Genomic DNA, 8,301 nt, shown 5'->3' on the forward strand with positions numbered 1-8,301 from the left:
TCGACCCTCAATGGACGAAGTTTATCAAGCAGTGGTCGCGCGTTTCCCCGCAGCATGAGTGAGGGGCGGGCGGCCATCATGAAAGAGTTAGAGCACGTCACCTCGACCGTCACACCGAACGGACACCTCGTCGGCTACGCCCGCACCTCCACCACCGACCAGAAGGCAGGGCTTGAGGCCCAGCTCAGGGACCTCACCGGAGCGGGATGCGCGAAGGTGTTCCGCGAGGAGCTGTCCTCGGTGGCCACCAAGCGGCCGGAACTTGAGAGAGCTTTGGACTACGTGCGAGAGGGCGACACCCTCATCGTCACCAAACTCGACCGGCTGGCCCGCTCAGTGGCCGACCTCGTGGGGATCACCGCGAAGCTCCGATCCAAGTGCGTGGCCCTCCGTATCCTCTCCATGAACCTGGACACCGGAACCCCAACGGGCAAGCTCATGGTGAACCTGCTGGGCTCTATTGCGGAGTTCGAGCGGGAGCTAATGCTGGAGCGGCAGCTTGAGGGGATCGCCAAGGCGAAGGCAGAGGGGAAGTACAAGGGCCGGGCTCCCACGGCGCGGCGCATGGCCCCCGAGGTCATCAGGCTGAAGGCTGCGGGGAAGACCGCCGACGCCATCGCCCAAGAGCTGGGCATCGGGAGGGCGAGCGTCTTCCGCATCCTGAGGGCAGCCTAGCGACATTGGCGGACGGTGGCCCAGACACTCGATAACTGTGCGCGTGACAACACTACGAACCTGCACAGTTTATACTTGTTGATCGGCGACTCGTTATGGCCATACTGGGCGGCGCAACTCAAATCGGAGACTGCGCATGACCCTCCTGACACCCGCCCGCCTGCCGTCCCTCCCCGCATCCGCTGATGCATTCGCGGACCCTGACATCGCCATCAACTTCGCCCTAGACTGCCTTGAGCATTTCGAGGTGGGTTCGTTCCTGGCCGACCGAAGGGCTGGGAGGGCCCTCACGGGCTGGCTGTCGCACATCACCTCGGTTCGCGATGAGGTCCGCTCCTACTACGGCCCCAGCGCCGGTGCCCATCCGCCTCACCCGTAACGACGCCAGGCCTTCCCAGAGCCGGCCCCGAAGCAGAGTGTGAGTTTGTGATGTCGAGTCAGATAATCCGTAGGTATCTCGAAGCCAATCGCCGCATGATGGCCGAGGCCAAGGATATGCCCATAGGTATCTCAGTGGCGTTCCTCGGGGCCGCCATTTGGGGCTTCGACCCGCGAGACCCGAACGACCCGCTGACGCTGGAGGACCTCGCCGACCGATTGGGTTTCTCGCCAACCACCATCTCGCAGCACTTGCGGTATCTGGGCCACGGTTACCGCGAGGGCACACCCGGCCTAGGGCTGGTCGGGACGGTGCGGAACCCAGACAACGGGAGGAAGAAGATATTCTACCTGACGCCACGCGGACGGGGACTCCTCTCGCAAGTTGAGTTCATCCTGGAAGCTGGCGCGTAGCCGGTGCGCCAATCCGCTCGGCCCGTGGCGAGGGAGAGACCTACTTGATGAAGCGAGGAGCCACGTGGGTTCCCGACCGATAGCCCTCCTACTTGATATGCGGCCGGCCGGACCCAGTGTGCAATTCCCACCCACTTGAAGAGAGGCGTAGCCAAGGCCGACCCGTGCGGCGCGACGACGATGAATTGGGCTTGTACTTGAAGAGGAATTAGCAGCCCGACCAATAGCCCACCTACTTGATAAGCGGCCAGCCAGCGCGGTTTGCAATTTGGGGTCTACTTGAAGTGCGGCATGGCCGTACCCCTGTCATCCGATGGGCTGCGCTGGCGCTTCAATCGAGGAATGAATGCCCGCCTCCGAGAGATCGTATCGGTGGACCATTCCAGCCGCAGCGGGCCGAGCCATATGGTCAGGCCACATGCCGCATCCAGCCGTCATCAGGCCTTTTGGGGCCGCCCAACCATCTCACCAGCGCCCGACCCAATGGAGCCCCACCACGGGCCGTGCGGTCATGCGCCAAGATTCCTCACTCCTAACAACCTAGTCGGCAGCAGCGCCGATCCCCACCATTCACCCGCCCAGCCGGAGCCTCGATGGCCCCCCGCTCGGCCGCAACCCATCGAAAGACACGAAGCATGGACACCACGACCGCATTCGCACCAGCCGACGACGAGCAGGCCCGCATCCGCAGGGCATTCGAGAGGGTCTCCGCCAAGCTGGAGGCACGGAGGCAGGCCGATCCCAACAACCCGGCAGGCGACCAGGCCTTCCGCGACCGCATAGCCCTCCAGCAGCAAGAAGGACCTGATGGGGCCGGGGTGATCGAGAGGACCGCCAGAGCCGCGTCCATCGGAGCCTCCAAGGCGCTGTTCGAGACCAAGGACTTCCTAGTCGGTGAGCCCAAGGAGACCGACAAGGCGGACATCCGGCAGAGCTTCGAGGCCCAGGGCCGGGCGCTGGCCAACGAGAGCATCGGCTACGGGCTGACCGAAGGTGTCTCGCAGCTCACTGTCGGTCTCATCGGGGCCGGCAAGCTCCTGGCCCCACTCAAGGCCTACACTGAAGGCAGCGCCATCCTGAAGACTGGCTACGAGATCGCCAAGGGTGCCATCGCCGGCTACACCGTCCTCGATCCCCATGAGGACCGCCTGTCGAACCTGGTCGAAGAGTTCCCTGACCTCCAGAACCCCGTGACCAACTACCTGGCGGCTGACCCCGACGACACCGCTGCCGAGGGCCGCTTCAAGAATGCCCTGGAGTCCATCGGTGCGGACCTGACCCTGGTCGGCGCTGTGCGCGTCATCAAATATCTCCGCAATAGCGACAAAGCGGCGGCGGCGAAGGAGATCGCCAAGCTGGAGAAGTCCCGACTGGCCAATGCCAATGAGTACGGCCTACCTGATGCGCCCTCGGTCGGCGGCGAAGTGCGGGCTTCCGAGGTGAACTTCAACCCCGAGGAAGAGATACGCCCAGGGATATGGAAAGAGACCCCCAAGCCCGGCGAAGCACCCCGTGAGGTAGGAGCCATCGGAGGGCCTAGCCCGGCCAAAACCGAGGGGGTTCCAACTGGTCCTGCCGAAGACACCATGGAGCAGCTCGGCACCAAGCCTCCGATCAACCCGAAGACCGGCCAGCCCCTCCTCCCGACTGAGAAAGTCCCGCTCAAGGCCGTCCCCACCCAGGAGATACCTGGCGACGACATCGCGAAGATACTGAGGGACACCCAGGCGGATGCCAAAGCGGTCGAGACGTACGGCTCCAAGGCGCTGGCCCAGGAAGCTGGCCACGACTTTGGCAAGAGGATTCCCCTGCCCTGGCAAAAGCTTCACATCACTGGCAACGTGGAGTCCCTCATCCAGCGGTCGGCGAAGGTCCTGGAGGACCGCTTCAATGTCGCCAAGGGCGGCAAGGTGCTGACGGACGAGCATATGCGGTCTCTCGCGAACGAGCTGGGCCTCCAGTTCAATGAGGACCCGGCGCTCATCCTCGGGCAGCTCGCTGAGGCCGGTGATAAGGCTAAGCTCCTCGCTCCGCAGATGGAGGCCGCGCTCCGCCTCGGCAACCGCATGTTCAATGACGCTGACGACCTGGCCAACAGGATTGCCAACGGCAACCTCCACGAGTTCGGCGGCAACGTCCAGCTCGCCACCCAGGAGTTCATGGCGCGGCTCGGGGTCTCGTTCGACACGATGGCCTCGGCCAACTCCATGCTTGCAAACTCGGGGCGCACCTTGCGCTTCGCACGCTCCCAATTCCGTTTCAGGCCGGCCGACATCGCGCGGCTCAAAGGCATGGACCCCGAGCAGGTCATCATGGTGATGCGCAAGGCCGGTGGAGACCCCAAGAAGGTCGCCATGCTCCTCAACGAGAACTGGCGCAAACGGGTCCTGGACGAAGCCACTTGGCACCTAACAAACGGCCTCCTCTGGATGTGGCCAACCCACATGGTCAACCTAACGACCAACGCCTTCATGCTTGCTGCGCGGCCCATCGAGAAGACCTTCGGGTCGGCGGCCCTCCGTCTCATCACCAAGGACCCAGGGAAGAGGGCGGAGCTGTCCTCGCTCACAAGGCAGGGACTCCGCGAGTACCACTACACCATCGCCTCCCTGGCGGACGGCTGGTCCAATGCGGTCGAAGCCTTCAGGCGGGGTGACTCCATCCTCAACCCCCAGAACACGGAGTTCTTCGACGGCAGCGTGACGGGCCCCCAGACGCAACCGCTTCAATGGAAGCCCTGGAACTCCGTCTGGGACGTGGCGCACAACGCCTGGCAGTCGGCTAACTACCGTACCCTCGTGGGCTTGCCTACGCGGACGCTGGGCGGTGCCGACGAGTTCTTCAAGACGCTCCGCTACAGGGCCGTGGTGCAGTCCAAAGCTGCCACCGACGCGGCGGGCCTCGGGCTGACCGGCCGGGACCTCAAGGACTACGTGCAGAAGGCCATGGACAAGGCCCTCGACCCGGCAACCGGCAGGGCTCTCGACGCCAACGCGGTGCGGGAAGCCCAGATGACGACCTTCCAGCAGGACCTCAACTACGAGACCCTTCCCGGATTTGCGCTAGGGCGGGCCGTACAAAGTGCTCGCCGGACAGCCCCGATCCTGGCCCTAGTGCTACCCTTCGTGAAGACCCCCATCAACGTCATCCGGTATGGAATGAAGCTCACGCCGGGACTGAATGTCCTCCAGACGGAGTTCCGGAACGCACTCTTTGGAAAGACCGGGATGGAGGCCCAAGCTCAGGCTATTGGTCAGATGGCCATGGGGTCTATGTTCATGGGCCTCGCGGCTCATTTGGCGGCCAACGACTCTCTAACCGGCAGTGGCCCTGACAACTACGTGCTGAAGCAGGAGCTTCTCTCCACCGGATGGAAGCCTTATTCGGTCACCTGGATGGGGGCGGACGGCAAGCGGCGATACTTCCAGCTCGGAAGGTTCGACCCCGCCGCCACCGTAATGGGCCTCGTGGCCGACATCGTGACCCTCCAGAAGAAGAATCCCGACCAGGATAGATCGGATCTGATTATGGCGGTTGCCGTGGCGGTGGCCAAGAACCTGGGCGAGAAGACGTTCCTCCTCAACCTCAACAATTCGCTGAAGGCGGCCCTCGACCCCGAGACGGAGCTTCCTAAGTTCTTGGGGCGCACGGCGGGCTCTATGCTCCCTATGTCCTCCTTGATGCGTGGTGCCAATCCCGACCCGTACCTCCGTGAGGCGCGGACCTTCGTGGACAACGCCATCAGGGGCGTACCTGGGCTTTCCGAGACGCTCCCTCTCACCATGGATGTATGGGGCGATCCCATCGAGCGCCACGTTGGCCTCATGGACTCCCAGGACGCGGACATCGTGGAGGCCGAGCACAACCGCATCATGCTCCAGACGGACCATGGCATCGGCAAGCCGGGGACGGACCTTCAGGGCGTGGACCTTCGGGAGATCACCCTCACGCAAGGCAAGCAGGCCGGCAAGAACGCCTACCAGCGTCTCCAGGAGCTGTCAGGGCACATCCCAGGGCAGAAGAACCTCAAGGAGGTCCTCGCCGGCCTGATCAAATCGGAGCCATACCAGGACCTCCCCGATGGTGACTCCGACGTGAAGGGCACCAGGCTCAACAAACTCGGGGAGATCGTCCAGCGCTACCGCGAGGCCGCCAAGAAGGTGTTCCTCCAGGAGAACGTAGAGCTGCAACCCATAATCGGGAAGCGGCAGATGGAAGCTCGCGGAGCCGTCACGGCAAACAGAAAGGCCAGGACGGACGGGCAACCTGGCGCCAAGGCGCTGCTGGAGGCTCTCACCAACGGGCGGGCGCAACAATGAGCCGCGCCATCCAACTCGACCCACAAGGACGTAACGACATGACAGCTTCAAAGTACGGGTTCGCTCCCGGAGAACTCAACTCGCCGCATGCCATCTCCGCAGCGGTTGCCGCCTGGCACGAACCCCAGACGCAGGTTACAGCGGTGGGAAGTTTCCCGCTTGGCACCTACGGAGTCGTCTGGGCGGGGCAAGGCAGGGAAGGCATCCTGTGGGGTGCTGGGCACACTACCTCAGGGGTCCCGATGCTCGCCTTGGGCATTCGACGCCTGTTGGCCATGGTGCCAGCCGACTTGGAAGTCTTCGTGCAAGCCCATGCCGAGTTGGGGGCGTACATTGGGCCAAGAGGCCACATCCGGGCGGCTATGCGGCGAGAGGGCGAGACCTCGTCCGGCAAGCCTTTCGCCGGCTATGAAGTCCTCCGGGAGATTGCCCTTCGCCAAGACGAAGGAGGCTGGACGTATCGACCTGTCGCGAGGCCGCTCACACTCCATCGGCTGAGGCTAGCTACCGGAATCGCGCACGGAGAGGCCCGTCAGGCCGGTCTCGCGTACCAACGATCCACTACCCCGTCATTTGGCGACCTGACGCGGGGGTCTGTCGAGACATGCGAAATTCCGCGGCCTTTCACCATCGCCGTAGAGGGGCCATGACCTCAGAAGCGGAGCTGAACGAAGCCGAAGAAGAGCGGACCCCAGGCCGCGATATCCACCACGACCCTTGGCTGACTCCCGCATGTCCGGTTCTCCAGGCCCTCGCCACTACCGTCTTTGAGGACATCGAACATAACTCCCCCTCGCCACAGCGCCAGCGTCGGGACGCAACGCAGCGTCGCAGGGCAATCACCGGGAACCTCATCGCCAGCCTCGCCCTCCTGGTGCTCCATCACCCAGCCGGCACCCGCTTGGCCGTCTCAGCGAGGAACGACCAAGCGACCCGCTACGACCGCCCTCGGTTCCCCCGCGAGGTGGTCACGAAGCTAATCGGCAGCATGGAGGCATCGGGTTTCGTCACCCGGCAGCGCGGCGGGCGAGGCGGTCAGCGGTCCACCATCGAGCCGACTCCACGCTTCCGCAGTATGATGGTGGACCTAGAGCTAGCCCCGAGGCCGATTGGTCGGGAGGCGGGGGCAGAGACCATCGTTCTCAAGGCCTCCACCGGGAGGGGCCGCAGCAAGCTCCTCCTGGACTACGCCGACACGCCCGAAACGGTCGCTATGCGGGCGGACATGACGGCCATCAATGCGTTCCTCAACGAGGCCGACATCCGACTAGACGGCAGCCCGCCTCCTCCCCCCGTCCTCCTCACCCGCCGCTTCCAGATCGAGCACCAAGACGCCCCCCATACGTTCGACCAACACGGGCGACTCTACGGCGGCTTTTGGATGAACCTTCCGAAGACTCAACGGCATCTCCTTAGGGTCGATGGCGAAGAGGTGGCGGACCTCGACTTCACCGCCATGTTCCCGCAATTGGCTTACCTCCAGGCCGGCCAGACCCTGCCTCAGGGCGACCCGTACAGCGGCATTGGGGGCCTACCGCGTGCAGCGGCCAAGATGGGTCTTTCCGCGCTGCTCTGCCGCCGTGGGACCATGCGCCGGCTGCCTAGCGAGGTCCGGGAGGCCGCAGGCAACGAGTGGAACGCCGAGCGGCTCAGCGGGGCTCTGGCGGAACGTCACCCGGCCATCGCCTCCATGTTCGGCACCGGGCTTGGCCTCAGGCTCATGTTGACCGAGAGCCGCATCCTGGTCGCGACGCTGCGCACCCTGATGGAACAAGGCGTCCCGGCATTGCCGATGCATGACGGAATCATGGTGCCGGCCTCGAAGGAGAAGGAGGCTAGGGAGGCCATGGATTCGGTGGCAGTAACGATTGTTGGGGTGGTGCTGCCTGTGACCAGGAAGGGGTTCGAGGCCTTCGACTTTAGACGTCTGGGGCGATGAATTGTCCCCGGATTGAAGGCGTGTCGGAATCATTCGTGTGATTAAATATCTTCTTCGCCGGATCATATTCGAAGCGGCTATGGACCTGCCCATCCAGTTGGATTAGCTCCAGGCGGTTGCGCACGATCCGCCATGCATGCTCGTTCTTGTTATTGCCTTCGACGATCATGCCGTTGTCGTGAAATCGTATCCGCTTTGATCGGTTGGGCGGATTGAAGAACAGACGGTAAGCTTGACCTAAGAGTAGGGACCGGATGTCGCCTGCTACAGCCGGTTTCTGGTCGCTGGGCGGAACTACCGCCTTCTTAATTCGATTGCAGGCCGGTCCTAATGCAGCCACCAGGTTGCCGTCCCCACGACTGTCATCGTAGTCGGCAGTTGTCACCCCGAGGAGGTCGGTGGGGAAATGGAGCGTCCTTTGCGACCGGGGTTTTATTATGAAGCACTTGTCTCTCCCGATCCGGCCTACAAATAGCCCTAACTCAAACAGCACGTTGTCCCGCACTGCGTCTCGTTGCTCCCCGTTCTTCACTAAGGTGTCATCGCCCCTGAAAATAAACGCAGCCGCGTCAAAGC

At 63.4% G+C, this 8,301-nt stretch carries 6 protein-coding genes; 5 read left to right on the forward strand and 1 reads right to left on the reverse strand.

From position 1 onward, the window contains the following. Positions 1-78: 78 nt before the first annotated feature. From ACXJ7R_RS18640 to ACXJ7R_RS18660, 5 genes are all read left to right on the forward strand, one after another. On the forward strand, positions 79-675 hold the full coding sequence (locus ACXJ7R_RS18640) for a recombinase family protein (protein ID WP_457153129.1): 597 nt from the start codon (positions 79-81) through the stop codon (positions 673-675). 136 nt (positions 676-811) lie between these two features. Next, complete coding sequence (locus ACXJ7R_RS18645) at positions 812-1,054, forward strand: hypothetical protein (RefSeq protein WP_457153130.1); 243 nt, start codon at positions 812-814, stop codon at positions 1,052-1,054. 50 nt (positions 1,055-1,104) lie between these two features. Continuing rightward, positions 1,105-1,467 (forward strand): hypothetical protein, encoded by a 363-nt coding sequence (locus ACXJ7R_RS18650; protein ID WP_457153131.1) that lies wholly within the window; start codon positions 1,105-1,107, stop codon positions 1,465-1,467. 635 nt (positions 1,468-2,102) lie between these two features. Next, entirely contained in the window at positions 2,103-5,786 is a 3,684-nt protein-coding gene (locus ACXJ7R_RS18655) for a hypothetical protein (RefSeq protein WP_457153132.1), read from the forward strand. Positions 5,787-6,432: 646 nt separating this feature from the next. Further along, positions 6,433-7,725: a hypothetical protein gene (locus ACXJ7R_RS18660; RefSeq protein WP_457153133.1), complete on the forward strand. Its 1,293-nt coding sequence runs from the start codon at positions 6,433-6,435 to the stop codon at positions 7,723-7,725. Here the strand turns inward: ACXJ7R_RS18660 and ACXJ7R_RS18665 are convergent. Beyond that, positions 7,706-8,301, reverse strand: a 596-nt coding sequence (locus ACXJ7R_RS18665) for a TIR domain-containing protein (RefSeq protein WP_457153134.1), incomplete at its 5' end; no start/stop codon positions are given. The two genes, ACXJ7R_RS18660 and ACXJ7R_RS18665, sit on opposite strands and share 20 nt — an antisense overlap.

The sequence above is a fragment of the Mesorhizobium sp. P5_C1 genome, from assembly GCF_054049815.1.

What these genes read in the sequence shown, in the direction of transcription:
- ACXJ7R_RS18640 (WP_457153129.1), top strand. Translation starts at nt 79, where the DNA reads ATGAAAGAGTTAGAGCACGTCACCTCGACCGTCACACCGAACGGACAC.
- ACXJ7R_RS18645 (WP_457153130.1), top strand. Translation starts at nt 812, where the DNA reads ATGACCCTCCTGACACCCGCCCGCCTGCCGTCCCTCCCCGCATCCGCT.
- ACXJ7R_RS18650 (WP_457153131.1), top strand. Translation starts at nt 1,105, where the DNA reads ATGTCGAGTCAGATAATCCGTAGGTATCTCGAAGCCAATCGCCGCATG.
- ACXJ7R_RS18655 (WP_457153132.1), top strand. Translation starts at nt 2,103, where the DNA reads ATGGACACCACGACCGCATTCGCACCAGCCGACGACGAGCAGGCCCGC.
- ACXJ7R_RS18660 (WP_457153133.1), top strand. Translation starts at nt 6,433, where the DNA reads ATGACCTCAGAAGCGGAGCTGAACGAAGCCGAAGAAGAGCGGACCCCA.